At 75.0% G+C, this 16,876-nt stretch carries 14 protein-coding genes; 6 read left to right on the forward strand and 8 right to left on the reverse strand.

Annotated features, from left to right (window positions below; translation table 11 throughout):
• Positions 1-41 precede the first annotated feature (41 nt).
• Entirely contained in the window at positions 42-1,466 is a 1,425-nt protein-coding gene (locus J2S41_RS03025) for a sigma 54-interacting transcriptional regulator (RefSeq protein WP_310362739.1), read from the forward strand.
• 1 nt (position 1,467) lies between these two features.
• Complete coding sequence (locus J2S41_RS03030; protein ID WP_310362741.1) at positions 1,468-3,444, forward strand: hypothetical protein; 1,977 nt, start codon at positions 1,468-1,470, stop codon at positions 3,442-3,444.
• Between the two features lie 64 nt (positions 3,445-3,508).
• Here J2S41_RS03030 and J2S41_RS03035 read toward each other — a convergent pair whose 3' ends face one another.
• The 5 genes from J2S41_RS03035 to J2S41_RS03055 form a co-directional block, all read right to left on the reverse strand.
• A complete protein-coding gene (locus tag J2S41_RS03035) occupies positions 3,509-3,757 on the reverse strand; it encodes a hypothetical protein (protein ID WP_310362744.1) in 249 nt (82 codons plus the stop codon).
• Positions 3,758-3,826: 69 nt separating this feature from the next.
• Positions 3,827-4,363: a hypothetical protein gene (locus tag J2S41_RS03040; RefSeq protein ID WP_310362747.1), complete on the reverse strand. Its 537-nt coding sequence runs from the start codon at positions 4,361-4,363 to the stop codon at positions 3,827-3,829.
• A complete protein-coding gene (locus J2S41_RS03045; RefSeq protein WP_310362749.1) occupies positions 4,353-5,372 on the reverse strand; it encodes a hypothetical protein in 1,020 nt (339 codons plus the stop codon). Before J2S41_RS03045 ends, J2S41_RS03040 begins: the two co-directional genes overlap by 11 nt.
• 23 nt (positions 5,373-5,395) lie before the next feature.
• The gene (locus tag J2S41_RS03050) at positions 5,396-5,797 is read right to left on the reverse strand and encodes a TIGR03668 family PPOX class F420-dependent oxidoreductase (RefSeq protein ID WP_310362753.1); all 402 of its coding nucleotides are present in this window, start codon (positions 5,795-5,797) and stop codon (positions 5,396-5,398) included.
• Positions 5,798-7,432 (reverse strand): FAD-binding dehydrogenase, encoded by a 1,635-nt coding sequence (locus tag J2S41_RS03055; RefSeq protein ID WP_310362757.1) that lies wholly within the window; start codon positions 7,430-7,432, stop codon positions 5,798-5,800.
• Positions 7,433-7,507: 75 nt separating this feature from the next.
• On the opposite strand from J2S41_RS03055, the gene J2S41_RS03060 reads away from it, so the two are divergent.
• On the forward strand, positions 7,508-8,659 hold the full coding sequence (locus J2S41_RS03060; RefSeq protein ID WP_310362758.1) for a PucR-like N-terminal domain-containing protein: 1,152 nt from the start codon (positions 7,508-7,510) through the stop codon (positions 8,657-8,659).
• Here J2S41_RS03060 and J2S41_RS03065 read toward each other — a convergent pair.
• Complete coding sequence (locus tag J2S41_RS03065) at positions 8,646-9,179, reverse strand: hypothetical protein (protein ID WP_310362760.1); 534 nt, start codon at positions 9,177-9,179, stop codon at positions 8,646-8,648. The genes J2S41_RS03060 and J2S41_RS03065 overlap by 14 nt on opposite strands.
• Before the next feature lie 246 nt (positions 9,180-9,425).
• On the opposite strand from J2S41_RS03065, the gene J2S41_RS03070 reads away from it, so the two are divergent.
• The 3 genes from J2S41_RS03070 (at position 9,426) to J2S41_RS03080 (ending at position 13,370) form a co-directional block, all read left to right on the forward strand.
• Positions 9,426-11,111, forward strand: a complete 1,686-nt coding sequence (locus tag J2S41_RS03070; protein ID WP_310362761.1) for a long-chain-fatty-acid--CoA ligase — start codon at positions 9,426-9,428, stop codon at positions 11,109-11,111.
• A 241-nt stretch (positions 11,112-11,352) separates the two neighbouring features.
• Positions 11,353-12,477 carry a cytochrome P450 family protein gene (locus J2S41_RS03075; protein ID WP_310362764.1) on the forward strand — a complete coding sequence of 375 codons (1,125 nt, stop codon included), beginning with the start codon at positions 11,353-11,355 and terminating at the stop codon, positions 12,475-12,477.
• A gap of 17 nt (positions 12,478-12,494) precedes the next feature.
• Positions 12,495-13,370, forward strand: coding sequence for a phosphatase PAP2 family protein (locus J2S41_RS03080; protein WP_310362766.1), 876 nt, complete (start codon positions 12,495-12,497; stop codon positions 13,368-13,370).
• Between the two features lie 469 nt (positions 13,371-13,839).
• On the opposite strand, the gene J2S41_RS03085 is transcribed toward J2S41_RS03080, so the two are convergent.
• Positions 13,840-14,226, reverse strand: a complete 387-nt coding sequence (locus J2S41_RS03085) for a response regulator (RefSeq protein ID WP_310362769.1) — start codon at positions 14,224-14,226, stop codon at positions 13,840-13,842.
• A gap of 93 nt (positions 14,227-14,319) precedes the next feature.
• Positions 14,320-16,851: an ATP-dependent helicase HrpB gene (gene hrpB, locus J2S41_RS03090; protein WP_310362772.1), complete on the reverse strand. Its 2,532-nt coding sequence runs from the start codon at positions 16,849-16,851 to the stop codon at positions 14,320-14,322.
• Between the last annotated feature and the right edge of the window lie 25 nt (positions 16,852-16,876).

Below are 16,876 nucleotides of genomic sequence, written 5' to 3' on the forward strand. Positions count from 1 at the left end.
AAAAGCGGCGGAGCCTCCGTTTCGCGGGCTAGGTTCGGTGGGTGACAGAAACGCCAGAGGCGCTTGTGCCGAACCCGCCCGCCGGCCTGCCCCGCACGATCGGGGAGCTCAAGGCCGCCGGGCACATCTTCCGTACCGTCAAGGAGGAGCTGCGGGAGAACCTGCTCGCCCAGCTCCGCAGCGGGGAGGCGCGCTTCCCCGGCGTCGTCGGCTACGACGACACCGTGCTGCCCGAGGTCGAGCGCGCGCTGCTGGCCGGGCACGACATGGTGCTGCTCGGCGAGCGCGGCCAGGGCAAGACCCGCCTGATCCGCTCGCTGGTCAACCTGCTGGACGAGTGGACGCCGGTGCTCCCCGGCTCCGAGCTCAACGAGCACCCGCTGAACCCGATCACCCCGTCCGCGCGGCAGCACGTGATCGAGAACAAGGACGACACCAGGATCGCCTGGCTGCACCGCTCCATGCGGTACGGCGAGAAGCTGGCCACCCCGGACACCAGCGTCGGCGACCTGATCGGCGACGTCGACCCCATCAAGATCGCCCAGGGCCGGACGCTCGGCGACCCGGAGACCATTCACTTCGGTCTGGTGCCGCGCACCAACCGGGGCGTCTTCGCGGTCAACGAGCTGCCCGACCTGGCCGAGCGCATCCAGGTCAGCCTGCTCAACGTGCTGGAGGAGCGGGACATCCAGGTGCGCGGCTACCAGCTCCGCATGCCGCTGGACATCCTGCTGGTCGCCAGCGCGAACCCGGAGGACTACACGAACCGCGGCCGGATCATCACGCCGCTGAAGGACCGGTTCGGCGCGGAGATCCGTACCCACTATCCGGTCGATCTTGATCTTGAACTCGACCTGGTCAAGCAGGAGGCGGACCTGGCCGCCGAGGTGCCCGAGCACGTGCTGGAGATCGTCGCCCGGTTCGCCCGCGCGGTGCGCGAGTCGCCGAGCGTGGACCAGCGCTCCGGCGTCAGCGCCCGGTTCGCCATCGCGGCCGCCGAGACCGTGGCGGCCGGTGCGCTGCGCCGGGCCGGGCTGCGCGGTGAGGCCCAGCCGGTCGCGCGCGTCGCGGACACCACCTCGATCGTCTCCACGCTGCGCGGCAAGGTCGAGTTCGAGAGCGGCGAGGAGGGCCGGGAGATCGAGATCCTGGCGCACCTGCTGCGCCTCGCGGTGGCGGACACGTTCCGTGCCCGGCTGTCCGGGCTGGACCTGTCCGGCTTCACGGACCTGGCCGCGGACGGCACCATCATCGAGAGCGGTGACATGGTCAGCGCGGACGAGCTGCTGGCGCAGGTCGGCACCGTGCCCGGCCTGGCCAAGGTCCTCGAGCGGCTCGGGCTCGGCGACGCGCCCACCCGCGGCGAGGCGGCGGCCGGCGTCGAGCTGGTCCTGGAGGGCCTGCACCTGACCCGGCGGCTGGCCAAGGACGTCACCGACGACGGCCGCACGATCTACGGGAGCTGAGATGGCCGGAAACCGCTTCCGGTACGGCGCGTGGCGGGACGGGCCCGACCCGCTCGCCCCGCCGTTCGACGTGCGCGCCGCGGTGGACCAGGTCGGTGGCGAGATCCTGGAGGGCCGCAACCTCCGGGACGCGCTGCGCGACCTGCTCCGCCGCGGCCCGCGGGGCGAGCGCGGCCTGGACGACCTCGCGGCCCGGGCCCGTCGCATGCGCCGCGAGGCGATGCGCCGGGGCAACCTGGACGGCGCGGTCACCCGCTCGCGCGCGCTGCTCGACCAGGCGCTCGCCGCGGAGAAGGACGCGCTCAACCGCAGCGACGACCCCGAGGCGATCTTCAAGCACGCGCAGCTGGACAACCTGCCGAGGTCCACGGCGCGCGCGGTCGAGGAGCTGTCCGACTACCGGTGGACCAGCGACGAGGCCCGGCGGCTGTACGACCAGATCCTCGAGGGTCTCCGGCAGGAGGTCCTGGAGCAGCGCTTCGCCGGCATGAAGCAGGCGCTGCAGAACGACCCGGAGGCCGCCGCGCGGATGGCCGAGATGATGACCGACCTGAACGCGCTGCTGGAACGGCACGCGCGCGGCGAGGACACCACGGACGCGTTCGCCGAGTTCATGCGCCGGCACGGCCAGTTCTTCCCGGAGAATCCGCGGGACGTCGACGAGCTGATCGACGCGCTGGCCCGCCGGGCCGCGGCGGGGGAGCGGCTGATGCGCTCGCTCTCCGCCCAGCAGCGCGAGGAGCTGGAGAACCTGATGGCGCAGGCCTTCGGGAACTCCGGGCTGGCCGAGCAGCTGGCCGCGCTCACCGACAACCTGCGCACGCTGCGGCCCAACCTCAACTGGGGCGGTCGCGAGCGCGTGCAGGGGCGCGGCGAGCTGGGCTACGGCGACGCGGCCGGCGCGCTGGAGGAGATCGGTGACCTGGACGACCTGATCGACCAGCTCGGCCAGGAGCACCCCGGCGCCACGCTGGACGACGTCGACGTCGAGGCCGTCGAGCGGCAGCTCGGCCGGTCCGCGGCGGACGACGTACGCCGGCTGCGTGATCTTGAACGGGAACTGCGCCGGCAGGGCTGGGTGCAGCGCGGCCAGGACGGGCTCACGCTCAGCCCCAAGGCGCTGCGCCGGCTCGGCGGCACCGCGCTCCGGCAAGTCTTCGCGCACCTCGCCGAGGGTCGCCGGGGCCAGCACGACCTGCGCTCCGCGGGCGCGGCCGGCGAGTTGACCGGCGCGTCGCGCGCGTGGGAGTTCGGCGACGAACAGCCGCTGGACGTGGTGCGCACGCTCGGCAACGCGATCCGGCGTACCGCCTCGCAGGGGTCCGCCCCGCTGCCGCTCCGGCTCCAGCCGGACGACTTCGAGGTGGCCGAGACCGAGCGCCGCGCGTCGGCCGCCGTCGCCGTGCTGGTCGACCTGTCGTACTCGATGTTCGCCGACGGCCGGTGGGGGCCGATGAAGCAGACCGCGCTCGCGCTGTCCCACCTGGTCGCCACGAAGTTCCCGCAGGACGCGCTGGAGATCATCGGATTCAACCGGTACGCCGTGCGCCTCACCCAGCAGGAACTGGCGGAGATCGAACCGACCCGGCTGCAGGGCACGAACCTGCAGCACGCCCTGATGCTGGCCGGCCGTCACCTCCGCCGGCACCCGCAGGCCGAGCCGGTGGTCCTGGTCATCACGGACGGCGAGCCGACCGCGCACCTGGACGCGGACGGCGAGGCGTACTTCGACTGGCCGACCACCGTGGAAACGCTGCGCGCCACGCTCACCGAGGTCGACCACCTCACCCGCTACGGCGCCACGCTCAACACGTTCATGCTCGGCGACGACGAGGGCCTGCGCCGCTTCGTCGAGGGCCTGGCCCGCCGCAACGGCGGCCGGGTGTTCGCGCCGGACGCGGACGAGCTCGGCTCGTACGTCGTCTCCGACTACATCCGGGCCCGCCGCGGCCGCCGGGGCGGCGGACTGGCGGCCTGACCGCCACCACCGGCGCCGGTTCCCCGCACGCGTCCCGTGCGCGGCCGGCGTCGGTGGTGCACCGTCAGCGGAGCTGGTCGACGGGCTGGTCCTCGACGATGATCCGGCCGCCGCTGTGCAGCGAGATCGCGCCGGCGATCTCCGCCCGGCCCGGCACCACGAACGCCAGCTCGATGGCGAGGTCCGCCCCCGACCGCGCCCGCCGCTTGCGCATCGCCTTGCGCAGCGCGTCGTTCGCCCCGGCGATCACGTCGGGGTCGCGCACCCGGATCAGGATCCCGCGATCCCAGAACGACCGGATCGTGAGCGTCACCCGGCCGCCGCTGACCCGCGCGACGTCGGCGCCACGGGGACACCCGGCCACGGAGGACGAGCTCGGGCGTCATGACCGGTCCGCCGGCGGACGACTCGTCGCGAGCGTGTGCCGACCGCCGCTGAGGCGGTGGATGGCCTCGGCGAGGCCGGGCCCGCTCGGAACGGAGGATGTCGTGGATATGTGCAGATCGGCGCCGGTGCGGCGGCGGTTGTGCCGCATCCGCTCGCGCAGCCGGGTGGAACGTCCGGCGACCGCGTCCGGATCGTGGAGACGGACGTGGATGACGCGCCCCGGCGTGAGCCAGATCCGGTCGATCCCCTCCCAGTCGACGTCGATGTCGTAGCGGAACAGGTGGGCGGCCCGGGTGCGCAACCCGGTGGCCGAGAAGCGGGTCGGCAGGGTCAGTCCGGTCATCGCGACGCCGATGATGAACAGGTAGAACGGCAGGATGACGAGGATTCTCAGCACGAGCGAGGCCGTCGGCTCCTCGGTGTGGGCCGCCATCGCGGCGCTGGAGCGCACGTAGAGCGGCAGCGTGACCATCGTCTGGAGCAGGATGATCCAGGTCCACGCCGGTTGACGGAGGGCCAGGTCAGGCGACATGTTCGAGCCTCCTGGTGCCGCCGCTGCGGTGGGCGACGGCGAGCGCGAGGTACGACTCGTCCATGTTCGAGCCCGCGGTCGGGATGATCAGGTCGGCGCCGGAGCGGGCGCGGTTGCGGCGCATGCGGGAGCGCAGGCGCGGGTCGCCGCCGGCCACCGCGTCCGGGTCGTCCAGGTGGACCAGCACGGCCGGGCGGCCGTGATACCGGCTGTGCCAGATGCGCTCGACGCGCGCCCAGGGCACCTCCAGGTCGTACGCGAACGGGCGCACCACGCGCAGCCGCAGCCCGCGCGGGCCGATGATGTGCGGCGCGTACAGCGGGCCGGCGATCCGCACCCCCGCCGGCACCGCCACGGCCGTGAGCGCCACGGCGACGGCCAGCGGCAGCAGCGGCGACTCACCCCCCTCGATCGCGCCCATGACGAACGTCCACGGCACGGCCAGCGGCAAGCCGATCAGCAGCAGGAACAGGAACGCCCGGTTGTCGCCGATCACCACGTCGAACGAGCCGGGCACCGGGTCGACGTGCGCGCGTTCCAGCCGAAGCCGCCCGCCGCCGAACCGGGCGACCGCGTCGGCGACCGCGAGCCTGCCCTGCTCGCCCGCGGGCATCGGCAGGAGCAGGTCGGCGCCGTACCGGGCGCGGTGGTAGCGCATGCGCGCCCGCAGCCGGGCGTCGCCGCCGGCCGCGGCGTCCGGGTCGCGCAGCCGGACCCGGATCGACGGCCCGTCCGTCCAGATCCGGCCCACGCCGTCCCACGGCACGATCGAGTGGTACCGGAAACCGACCACCATCCGTGCGGCGAACCGGATGCCGCGCGGGGACAGCCGGGGCGGGGTGAGCGCATGGCCGGCCGTCACCGCGACGATGAACGCGAACCAGGCCAGGCAGAGCACGCGCAGGACGGGGGGCAGGGAAAAGGCGCCGAAGAGGGAGACCAGGAGAAGCGGGTACAGCATGACCAGGGGCGAGACGGAGGGGCGGAGGACGAGTTCGTCGGCGCGCACGGACGTGATCCTAGGAGCGGACGTCAAACGTCCGAATAGGACCAGGCGGACCAGCGATCAGCGGTGAGGACCAGCATCGGGCCCGCCGGGGGCCTCGCGGCGTACTGCGGGTATTTGGCCGTCAACGCGGCCAGCGCGGCCGGGGACACGGCGGGCAGCACGGACACGGTGCCGTCCACCCGCACCCACCACAGCCGGGTCCAGTCGTCGTCGTACTCGTCGACGAGCAGCGACGCGACGCCGGTCTCCCGTGCGTTCGCCAGGCGGCGCAGCCGTACCGACCGCTTGGGTTTGTGGTCCACCGCGCTCACGATCCGGTCGCCGGCCAGCGCGAAGCAGATCGGCACCAGGTGCGGCCGGCCGTCCGCGCCGACCGTGGCCAGGCGCCCGACCCGGGCCGCCGCCACCCGCTCCCGCGAATCCACCTAGGCCACCGCCGCCGCGGCCTCGCGCCCGGCCACCCGCCCGGTGAACAGGCAGCCGCCCAGGAACGTGCCCTCCAGCGACGCGTACCCGTGCATGCCCCCGCCGCCGAAGCCGGCCACCTCGCCGGCCGCGTAGAGGCCGGGGACCGGCTGCCCGGCGGGGCCGAGCACGCGGGCGGACAGGTCGGTCTGCAGCCCGCCGAGCGTCTTGCGGGTCAGCAGGTTGAGCCGTACCGCGATGAGCGGCCCGGCCTTCGGGTCGAGGAGGCGGTGTGGTGCCGCGACGCGTTGCACCCGGTCGACGATATAGCGCCGGGTGGCCCGGACCGCGGTGAGCTGCGCGTCCTTGCCGAACGGGTTGGCCGCCTCCCGGTCCCGCGCCTCGACGGTCTCCTGGATCGCGGGCAGGCTGAGCGGCACCTCGGGGACCAGCTTCCGCATGCCGTCGACCAGTTCCGGCAGCGTCGGCGCGATCACGAAGTCCTCGCCGTGGCGCATGAACGCGGCGACCGGCGCGGGCGGGCCCGGCCGGACCCGCTGGACCACGCCGGGGACGCTGCGGCCGGTCAGGTCCGGGTTCTGCTCGGAGCCGGAGAGCGCGAACTCCTTCTCGATGATCCGCTGGTTGAGGATGAACCAGCTGTGGTCGTACCCGGTGGCCCGCAGGTGGGTGAGCGTGCCGAGCGTGTCGAAGCCGGGGAAGTACGGCGCGGGCAGCCGCCGGCCGGTCGCGTCCAGCCAGAGCGGCGACGGCGCGGGCAGGATGCGGATGCCGTGGTCCGGCCAGACCGGGTCCCAGTTGCGCAGGCCCTCGGTGTAGTGCCACATCCGGTCCGCGTTGACCACCCGGCCGCCGGCCGCCTCGGTGATCGCCAGCATGCGGCCGTCCACGTGTGCGGGCACGCCGGAGATCAGGTGCTCCGGCGGCGTGCCGAGCCGGGCCGGCCAGTTCGCCCGGACCAGCGCGGGATCGCCGCCGAGGCCGCCGGAGGCCACGATCACGGCCTGCGCGCGGTGCTCGAACTCGCCGGCGGCCACGCGTGACGTCGCGACGCCGCGCGGGGCGTCGCTGGGTTCCAGGATCGTGCCGCGCACGCCGACCACGGCGCCCGATTCGACCACCAGCTGATCGACGCGGTGCCGGAAGAGGAACCGCGCGGACGCGACGGCCCGGGCCGCGAACGGCGCCACCACGCCGGGGCCGGTGCCCCAGGTGATGTGGAAGCGCGGCACCGTGTTGCCGTGCCCGCGCGCGTCCCCGCCGCCGCGCTCGGCCCAGTACACCAGCGGGAACACCCGGTGGCCGAGGCCGCGCAGCCAGGCGCGTTTCTCGCCGGCGGCGAAGTGCACGTACGCCTCCGCCCAGCGCCGCGCCCAGTCGTCGGTGTCCCGGTCGAACGCGGCCGTGCCGAGCCAGTCGTGCCAGGCCAGCTCCACCGAGTCGCGGATGCCGAGCCGCCGCTGCTCCGGCGTGTCCACCAGGAACAGCCCGCCGAACGACCAGTGCGCCTGCGCGCCGAGGTTCTGCTCCGGCTCCTGGTCGAGGACGAGCACGCTGCGCCCGGCGCGCGCCGCCTCGACGGCCGCCACCAGCCCGGCGAGACCGGCCCCGACGACGATGACATCGACATCCATGCCGCCACGGTACGTACGATCGTGCCAAAATACTGTCCGCCGGCGTGACAAAGTGGCCGCACTATTATCATCCCGGTGACAAACGACGCGCTGCTCGACCTGGAACCCGGCCTGGCCCGGCTGCCGCCCGAGGCCGGCGCGCGGCTGCGCCTGCTCCGGCCGGAGCTGCACGCCCGCGTGCTGGGCGCGATCCGGTCCGCGCTCGCCGGCCAGGGCCGCCCGGTCGCCGTCCGCAACGTGGAGCTGGGCGTACGGACCGCGGTGGACGCGTTCGCGGAGGGCGTGGCGGACCCGGCCCGCCCGATGGGCGCGAGCCGCGAGGTCTTCCACGCGCTCGGCCGCACCGAGTTCGACGAGGGCTACCGAGTGGACGCGCTGCGCTCCGTGCTCACGCTGGGCGCGCGGGAGATCTGGTCGTTCGTGACCGCGCACGAGGTGGCGCCGCCGGCCGACCTGTATCTGCTGGCTGGCGCGCTGTTCGGCTTCGCCGACTCGCTGGCCGGCGCCGCCGCCGAGGGCTACCTGGCCGCGCAGCGCGACTCCGGGCACGACTGGGCGCTCGCCCGGCGCCGGCTGATCGCGCTGCTGGTGCAGGCGGACCCGCCCGGCGAGGCGGCGCTGCGCGCGGCGGCGGACGCGGCGCGCTGGCCGCTGCCCGCGACGGTCGCGGTGGCGAGCGTGGAGGGCACGGACGCGGACCACGTCGCGCGCGCGGTCGGCGGCGGCGCGGTGGCCGCGGTGATCGACGACGCCGTCCGCGTGGTCGTACCGTCGCCGCCCGGTCTCGATCCGCTGAAACGGGCGCTCGCGGGTCGCCGGGCCGCGCTCGGGCCGGTCGTGGACACCGCCCGCGCCCGGCTCTCCTACCGGTTGTCCCAGCGCGCGCTCCACCAGCTCGCGCCCGCGGCCGGGGTGATCGAGTGCGACGCCCACCTGGTGCCGCTGCTGATCGGCTGGGAGCCCGGGCTCGCCGATCACCTGGCCGCGCGCACGCTGGCGCCGCTGGACGGCCTGCGCCCGGCGGCCCGCGCCACGCTGGAGGCGACGCTGCTGGCCTGGCTGCGCGCGCAGGGTCAGGTGATCCCGGCCGCGGCGGCGCTGCACACGCACCCGCAGACCGTGCGGTACCGGCTGCGGCGGCTGCGCGAGCTGTTCGGCGACGCGCTCGACGACCCGGACGCGCGCCTGCGCCTGTGGCTGGCGGCCGGCGCGGTCACCAGCCGGTGAAGCCGGTCGCGGCCAGTGTGCGGGTGAGCTCCGGCAGGTGCAGCGCGCTGATCGCGTGCATCCGGTCCGGGTGACGCAGCTCCGCCGCCGCGGCCAGGTCCCGCGCGTCCGGCGCGGTGAGCCGGTCCACGTCGTCCGGCACCGGCGCGACCGCGGTCGCGGCCACCGCCAGGTCCGCGTCCGTGAGCAGCGCGGCCGCCCAACTCGCCAGCACCTCGTCGACCTGTGCGCGCCACGGCTCACCCGGCGTCGGGTGCACGTCGGAGCCGGTCAGCCAGTCCAGCCGCCCCGCGCCGCCGGTGCCGGTGATCAGCAGCAGGCCGGCCTCCAGGTCGGTCGGGTAGCGCAGCCGGGCCGCGACCGCGACCGCGGCGCGCACCTGCTCCTCGGCCAGCCGGAAGGAGAGGAAACCGGGGCGCGGAGGGTACGCCGAGAGCAGCCAGCGGGTCGTCGCATGGATCACCGGGGAGAGGTCGGTGAAGGGTGCCGACCCGGTGGACTCGATCGGCTCGGTCGTCATGAGAACCTCGCAAAGGCGTGGTGCGCTTGGAGACTCGCCGTGCGACGGTGCGAGCGAGCAGGCCTCATGGTAGGGGAGCCGGGCCCGCCCGCCAGCCCCGTGATCGGGTGAACCCGAAAAAATTACCCGTTCGCGGGGTGATCAATCGGACTTGTGGCCGTCGATGGACGCATGAGCGACGCTCGGATTCCGATCACGCTGCTGGTAACCTACGGACACGTAACTTACGGAGTCGTAGGAGAGCGCGTGGCAGACGATCGTCCCTGGCTGGCGGCGTATCCGGAGGGTGTCCCGGCGGAGATCACGGTCCCCGACAAGCCGCTCACGGCGAACCTGGACGCGGCCGTGGCACGCTTCCCGGACCGGGTCGCGCTCGACTTCCTCGGCGCCGCAACGACCTACCGTGAGCTGGGCGAACAGGTCGCGCGCGCAGCCGGCGCGCTGCACGAGCTGGGCGTCCGCGCCGGTGACCGGGTCGCGCTGGTCCTGCCGAACTGCCCGCAGCACGTGGTGGCGTTCTACGCGGTCCTCCGGCTCGGCGCGATCGTGGTCGAGCACAACCCGCTCTACACCAAGGACGAACTGGCGCAGCAGCTCGCCGACCACGGCGCGCGCGTCGCCGTGGTCTGGCAGAAGGTCGCGGCGCTGGTCGAGGCCACGCGCGACCGGACGAGCGTCGAGACGATCATCGCGGTGGACCTGCCCGCCGCGCTGCCCACGCTCAAGCGGCTGGCGCTGCGGCTGCCGCTCGCCCAGGCCCGCCGCACCCGCGCGGACATGACCGCGCCCGCCCCCGCCTCCGCGCTGAGCTGGGAGAAGCTGGTCGCGCGCGCGGCGCCGATCCCGGACGGCGTGCCCGGCCCGTCGGTGGGGGACACCGCGCTGTTGCAGTACACCGGCGGCACCACCGGCACGCCCAAGGGCGCGATCCTCACCCACCGCAACCTCGCGGCGAACGCGGAGCAGAACCGGGCCTGGGTGCCGGGCCTGCGCGACGGCGGCGAGGTGTTCTACGCGGTGCTGCCGATGTTCCACGTGTACGGCGTGACGCTCTGCCTCACCACGGCCGTGATGATCGGCGCGACCACCGTGCTGCTGCCCCGATTCGACCCCGGCATGGTGCTGGACGCGGCGAAGCGCCGGCCGCCCACGTTCTTCCCGGGCGTGCCGACCATGTACGACCGGCTCGGCGCCGAGGTGGTCAAGCGCGGCGCCGACCTCTCCTCGGCCCGGTACGCGATCTCCGGTGCGATGGCGCTGCCGCCGGACACGGTCGAGCGCTGGGAGAAGATCACCGGCGGGCTGCTGATCGAGGGGTACGGCATGACCGAGACCTCCCCGATCACGGTCGGCAATCCGATGTCCACGGGCCGCCGCGCCGGCTCGATCGGCGTGCCGTTCCCGTCCACCCGCGTCCGGCTCGCCGACCGCGACGACCCGAGCGTGGACGTGCCGCCCGGCGAGCCCGGCGAGTTGCTCATCCAGGGCCCGCAGGTGTTCTCCGGCTACTGGAACCTGCCGGACGAGACCGCGCGCGTGCTGCTGCCCGGCGGCTGGATCCGCACCGGCGACGTGGCCGTGATGAGCGAGGACGGCTACCTCACCATCGTCGACCGGATCAAGGAACTGATCATCACGGGCGGCTTCAACGTGTACCCGTCCGAGATCGAGACGCTGCTGCGCCGCCACCCCGACGTGGCGGACGCGGCCGTGGTCGGCCTGCCCTCGGAGAACGCGGGCGAGCAGGTCGTCGCCGTGGTGGTGCCGGCCGAGGGCGCCACGCCCGACCCGGACGAGCTGCGTGCCTGGGCGCGGGAACGACTGGCCGGCTACAAGGCGCCGCGCCGCATCGTGATCGCCACCGAGCTGCCGCGCAGCATGATCGGCAAGGTGCTGCGCCGCCAGGTCCGGGACAACCTGCTGGCGTCGTAGTTTTCCGGCGGGGTGGCCGGGTAGTTCCGTTCTCATGAGCGAGCGTGCGAGCGGGACCATCGGCTCAGCGCCGACCACACGGGCACCGCGGCCGGCGGACGGAGGCCGGGCATGGCTCGGCGCCGCGACCGCGGCCGCGGATGGGGCCGGGCATGGCTCGGCACCGCGGCGGGCGGATGCGGTCCGGCATGAGTGAACCATCGGCTCAGCGCCGGGACCGCGGCGGGCGGATCGGCCCGGCATGAGCGTTTCCGGAACCGCGGTCGGGGCGCCGCGCACCGAGAGCGGTCGCACGGAACGGCGGCGGCCACCCCGGGCCACCGCGCGGGACACGGTCCGCGTGCTCACCCGGGTGCTGGCGCCCGGCGTCGCGCGCGGCGTGGTCGCGCCGCGCCCGTGGGTGGGACGGCTCGGCCTGGACCGCTTCGCGGACGCGGAGATCAACCGTCTGCGCGACCGGTACGGCCTGGGCCCGCTGCGGCTCACGTTGCCGGGCCGCTCGGTCGCGCTGATCCTGGACGACGGCCACGCCCGGCGCGCGCTCTCCGGCGAGTTCCCGCAGGCGGCGCGCGAGCGCCTCAGCGCGCTGGCGCACTACGCGTTCCCCGGCGGCCCGTCCGCCGGTTCGGAGCCGGCCGGGGACGTCGAGCGGGTCATGCGGGAGGAGATCCGGCCGCTCGCCGCGGACGGCACGGTCGGCTGGGACGAGGTGCGGCCCGCGCTGCGCCGCGCGGTCCGGCGGATCGTGCTCGGCGACGCCGCCCGCGACGACGATCTGCTCACCGGCCTGCTCGACCGGCTGCGCGACGACGCGAACTGGGGCTACCTGCGCCGCCGCCGCGACCCGGTGCGCTGGCGCTTCCACGCCCGGGTCCGCGCCCACCTGCGCCGCGCCGGCCACCCGGCCCTCGCCGAACGCGCACCCGAGCTGCTGGCCGAGCTGGAGGACGCGGGCGCGGCGGCGTACCGGACGCTCGGCCTGCTCGCCACGCACCCGGGCGCGCTGGCCACCGCGCGCGCGGACACCGCGTACCTCCAGGGCTGCGTGCGCGAGGCCCGGCGGCTGTGGCCGGACGAGCCCGCCGCGCTGCGCCAGACCCGGACCCTGACCCGCTGGGACGGCGCCGAACTCCCGGCCGGCACCACGCTGGTCGTACCCACGATCTGGTCGCACCGGCCGGCCCGCTTCACGCCCGAGCCGTCGGCGCGGCCACCCGGCCCGGCGCTGCGTACCGCCAGCGCCATGATCCAAAGCCTGATCGACGGGTACGACCTGCGCCTCACCGGCTCGGACCGCCTCCACCCGCTCCCGCGCACGCTGTACCCGCACGAGTTGCGGTTCTCGTTCCGCCGTTCCCAGGTCTGACGGTTATCGTCTCGCGGATGGACCGGCGGCAGGCATACCTCGCGATCTGGCTCGTGCTGCTGACCGCGGCCCAGTCGGCCGCGCTGCTCGCCGTCTACCGCGTCTTCGTCCAGACCCGCACCGGCCAGGCCGTCGACACCATCTCGCTCACCGCCAACCAGATCGGCCGCGACGAGTTGGAGGGCCCGGTCACCCTGGTGCTCAACGCCATGTCCGTGGTGTCGCTCGCGCTGGTCACCGCGCTCGTCTTCTTCATCGCCGCGATCCGCCGCCGGTACCTGCTCGCCGTGGTCGCCATCGTGATCATCGTCGGCGCGAACGTCACCACCCAGTTGCTCAAGCTCCGCGGCCTGCGTCCCGACTACGGCATCGACCCCGACCGGGTCACCGTCGGCAACACCCTCCCCAGCGGTCACACCACGATCGCCGCCTCGGTGGCGATCGCCTTCATCCTGGTCCTGCCGCGCGCGCTCAGCGGCCCCGGCACGATCGCGGTGGCCGTCTGGTCCGCGTTCGCCGGCGTGGCCACGCTTGCCGCCGGCTGGCACCGCCCCAGCGACGCGGTGGCCGCGTTCCTGGTAGCGGGCGTCTGGGCCTCGGCCGCCTGCCTGCTGCTCGTCCCATCACTGCCCCGATCCGGCCTGGACCCGCCCGCCCGGGGCCTCGGCTGGGCCGCGGGCGTGCTGCTGGGCGCCGGCGTGGCCGCACTGATCATGGCCGTCCTGCTGCTCCGGCTCACCCACGACGTGATCAACTGGTCGATCGAGGACCTCAGCCGGTCCCGCCTGCTGGTGGCCTACGCCGGCGGCGCCTCCGGCATCGCCGGCACCGCCTGTCTCGTCCTGGGCCTCGTAGCGGCCACCGTTCCCCGAATGGTCCCCGCCCGCCCGTAGTCTCCCGCTGCGGCTGCCTGATTCATCACTCAGCGAGCGAATGCCGCGGCGAGGCTGCCGAGGCAGGACTCGCGGACTCGCCCGCAGTGGATTCAACCCTCGCCACGCTCGATATACGGATGTCGCGGGCGGTCGAGTGGCGTGGCGGCTGGCATGCGGTCCCGAGAGCGTCATATGCCGAAATATCGGGCGCGGAGCGCCGATCGACCGGCCCCTGCCGTCGGACCGGCGCGGCGAGCGCTGCGCATCCGCGCGGGCCTCAGCGCTGCTCGAAAGGGGGCGTGGCCAGGCCGCCCTGTCCCGTCCGGCCCGAGCCGGCTCCCGTGCCTCAGGCTCCGGATCGAATGCGATCGAGGCGGGAAACGGACGGCCCGGCCGGAGGTCTCTTGCGGGAGAACCGGTGATTCTGCCGGCGCGGGCCGCCGCGGCGAGATCCTACGGCCCGCGCCGATCAACATTGAGGCCGGGATCAGGTGCGGGTCACGGTGACCGCGGCCGCCGCCAGCGCGCGCTCCACGGTCTCCAGCAGTTGGCGGGACTGGAACGGCTTCGGGACCAGGTAGTCGCGCGGGCTCGGGGGGTCGTTCAGTTCCTCAGGGCGCAGTGAGCCGCTGGCCAGCACGATCGGCAGGTCGGCGGTGCGCGGGTCGAGGCGGAGCGTGTTGCGTACCTCCAGGCCGGTCATGTGCGGCATCTGGTTGTCGATGATCAGCACGTCCGGCTGCTCCGCGCGGACCCGGGCCAGCGCCGCCGCGCCGTCCTCCTCGACCCGGACGGTGTGGCCGGCGCGGCGCAGCACGGCCGCCACGATGGCGCGTAAGTCCGGATCGTCGTCGGCAGCGATGATGGTCGCCATACGGTCCTCCAAGTGCCCAACTGGCTTTCAAGCACTAAAACACCATATGTCGTAATTGTTGGTTGAATTTGTGTCGGGTTGGCGACAGGTGGGTCAGCTCCGGCGTGGCTGCGTCCGCCGCGTGGGTGGTGCGGTGGTCGGGTCCTCCGGCCACGGGTGGCGCGGATACCGTCCCCGCAACTCGGCCCTGACCTGCGGATATCCGTTCGCCCAGAAGGACGGTAGGTCGCGCGTCACCGCCACCGGACGCCCGGCCGGGGACAGCAGGTGCAGCACCACCTCCACCCGGCCGTCGGCCACCCGCGGCGCCCGTGCCCAGCCGAACGCCTCCTGCACCTTCACGGCCAGCACCGGCGCGGCCGGATCCGCGTAGTCCAGCCGTACCCGCGACCCGCTCGGCACCGTCACCCGCTCCGGCGCCACCTCGTCCAGCCGCGCCGCCTCCCGCCACGGCAGCAGTCGCCGCAGCGCCGCGCTCAGGTCGGCCCGCCGCAGATCACCGAGGCGCCGCGCGCCCGCCAGTTCCGGGCCCAGCCACTCGTCCAGCCGCGCCAGCAGCGCGTCATCGCTCACGTCCGGCCACGGCTCGCCCAGCGCGGCTCGGCAGAACGCCAGCCGCTCGCGCAGCGCGGTCGCCTCCCGCCCCCAGGTGAGCGTCCCGGTCAGGCCCCGATCGGCGAGGGCCTCGCGCAGCGCGGCGGCGATCAGCGCCGGGTCCGGCCGGGCCGGCGCGCGTTCGCGCAGCACCAGCGCGCCCAGCCGCTCCACGTGCCGGGCCCGCACCTCGTCGCCGTCCCAGGCCACCTCGTCGCCGGCGCTCAGCAGCGGCGCGCCGGCCTCGCGCGCGGTGGCCTCGTCGATCACGGCGGCCAGCCGTACCCGTGCGTTGGCCCGCCCCGCGGCCCGATCCGCGGCCGCGATCGCCAGCCACGGGCTGCCCGCCAGCGCCGACCCGTCCGCCAGTTCGGCGGCGGTCCCGCCGGCCATGAGATAACCCCCGCCGTCGGTACGCCGTGCCCGCGCCAGCCACTCCGGATACGCCAGCCCCGCCACCAGCCCCGCCGCGAGATCATCCGCCGGCCGCCGGCCTCCCGGGCGCCCGCCGTCCGGACCGTCGCCGGTCACGGCCGCGCGCAGGCGGCGGGACTCGGCGCGCCAGCGGCCCGAGGCGGCCGGATCGGCGCCGGAGCGCAGCGCCCGCCAGACCGCCGCCAGGTCGTCACGGCGCCCGGTCAGCGTGTCGTCGGCCAGCAGCGCCACCACCTCGGCCGCCCGGTCGGCGCCGACCGCCGCGGCGCCGTCCAGCAGCGCGCGGGCCAGCCGCGGATGCGCGCCCACCCGGGACATGGCCCGGCCGCGCGGCGTGACCCGGCCGTCCGCGCCCACCGCGCCGAGCGCGCGCAGCGTCGCCGTGGCGACCTCCATCGCGGCGGCCGGCGGCGGGTCGGGCAGCGCGAGCCCGGTGCCGTCCGGCGCGCCCCAGCAGGCCAGCTCCAGCGCGAACCCGGTCAGGTCCGCCGCGACGATCTCCGGCGCCGGGAACGCGGGCAGCCGCTCGTGCTCCGCCTCCGCCCAGCAGCGGTAGACGCGGCCCGGCGCCTCCCGGCCGGCCCGGCCCGCGCGCTGCGTGGCCGACGCGCGCGAGACCCGTACCGTGGCCAATGAGCCGAGACCCCGGGACAAATCCATCCGGGGTACGCGGCTGAGCCCCGCGTCCACGACCACGCGCACGCCCGGCACGGTCAGGCTGCTCTCCGCCACCGCGCTGGCCAGCACCACGCGCCGCCGCGGGCCCGGCCGCAGCGCCGCGTCCTGGGCGCCGGAGTCCTGCCGGCCGTGCAGCGTGATCAGGTCGGCGTCGTCGCGCAGCCCGGACAGCCGGCCCGCGACCGCGCCGATCTCCCCGGCGCCGGGCAGGAAGACCAGCAGGTCCCCGTGGCTGTCCGCCAGCGCGCGCCGCACCACGGCCGCCACGTGGTCGAGGAAGCGCGGCTCCACCCGCATCCCGTGCGGCGGCGGGATCGGCCGCTCCGGTGGCGCCCACACCACCTCGACCGGGTGCACGGCCGCGGTCGCGGTCACCACCGGCGCCGCGGGGGAGGCCAGGCAGCGGGCGATCCGGTCCGCCTCGGCGGTGGCGGAGGTGGCCAGCACCAGCAGGTCGGGGCGGAGGTTGGCGCGGACGTCGGCCGCGAACGCGAGCGCCAGATCGGAGTCGAGGTGGCGCTCGTGGCACTCGTCCAGGATCAGCGCGGCCGTGCCGGGCAGTTCCGGATCGCGTTGCAGCCGGGCGACGAGCACACCGGTGGTGACCACCTCGACGCGGGTGCGCGGCCCGGTCCGGCGATCGCCGCGGACCGTGTAGCCGACGGTCTCGCCGACCGGCTCACCGAGCAGCGCGGCCATCCGCCGCGCGGCGGCCCGCGCCGCCACCCGCCGCGGCTCCGCGACGATCACGCGCCCGCCGGCGGCCGCGGCGGAGAACGCCAGCGCCGGCGGGACCACGGTGGTCTTGCCGGTGCCGGGCGGCGCGACCAGCACGGCCGCGCCGTGGCCGGCGAGCGTGGAGATGAGCGACTCCAGGACCTCCTCGACCGGAAGCCCGGTGTCCCGCCAGCCCGTCACGCGATCGCCGCCTCTCGTCCGTACC

This window comes from Catenuloplanes atrovinosus (genome assembly GCF_031458235.1).
Classification (GTDB): Bacteria; Actinomycetota; Actinomycetes; order Mycobacteriales; family Micromonosporaceae; genus Catenuloplanes; species Catenuloplanes atrovinosus.

What these genes read in the sequence shown, in the direction of transcription:
- J2S41_RS03080 (WP_310362766.1), top strand. Translation starts at nt 12,495, where the DNA reads ATGGACCGGCGGCAGGCATACCTCGCGATCTGGCTCGTGCTGCTGACC.
- J2S41_RS03055 (WP_310362757.1), bottom strand. Translation starts at nt 7,432, where the DNA reads ATGGATGTCGATGTCATCGTCGTCGGGGCCGGTCTCGCCGGGCTGGTG.
- J2S41_RS03085 (WP_310362769.1), bottom strand. Translation starts at nt 14,226, where the DNA reads ATGGCGACCATCATCGCTGCCGACGACGATCCGGACTTACGCGCCATC.
- J2S41_RS03065 (WP_310362760.1), bottom strand. Translation starts at nt 9,179, where the DNA reads ATGACGACCGAGCCGATCGAGTCCACCGGGTCGGCACCCTTCACCGAC.
- J2S41_RS03040 (WP_310362747.1), bottom strand. Translation starts at nt 4,363, where the DNA reads ATGTCGCCTGACCTGGCCCTCCGTCAACCGGCGTGGACCTGGATCATC.
- J2S41_RS03075 (WP_310362764.1), top strand. Translation starts at nt 11,353, where the DNA reads ATGAGCGTTTCCGGAACCGCGGTCGGGGCGCCGCGCACCGAGAGCGGT.
- J2S41_RS03030 (WP_310362741.1), top strand. Translation starts at nt 1,468, where the DNA reads ATGGCCGGAAACCGCTTCCGGTACGGCGCGTGGCGGGACGGGCCCGAC.